The sequence below is a fragment of the Chryseobacterium sp. SIMBA_029 genome, assembly GCF_046535275.1.
GTDB lineage: Bacteria > Bacteroidota > Bacteroidia > Flavobacteriales > Weeksellaceae > Chryseobacterium.
Window position 1 is genome coordinate 1 of record NZ_JAWRXA010000219.1, and the last position, 278, is coordinate 278.

Annotated in this window: 1 pseudogene; it reads left to right on the forward strand. The window is 33.5% G+C overall.

The features are described 5' to 3' along the window. Positions 1–16: 16 nt before the first annotated feature. A pseudogene (locus SB679_RS23895) lies at positions 17–278 on the forward strand (TlpA family protein disulfide reductase); the annotation flags it as partial.

Here is a 278-nt window from a genome sequence, read left to right on the forward strand (position 1 = left end):
GTATTTGCTTGTAAAAATGACTCCTGACTTCCAAAAATATGCAGAAGCAAACAGTAAAGGAAAAACGGGAGTTACTACTTCGGAAATGTTTGCTCAATATTTGAAAACTAAAAACGATTTGCCACAGATTGCAAAAGATTATCTTTTAGCATTTGTAATGGCTCAGTCAGATATTCACCCAACAACTCCTGGTGCTAATATTGACAAAATCAAAAAAATTATTGATACAGATATTAAAGATGCTACCATTAAAGCTGACCTGTTGAAAATGCAGATGG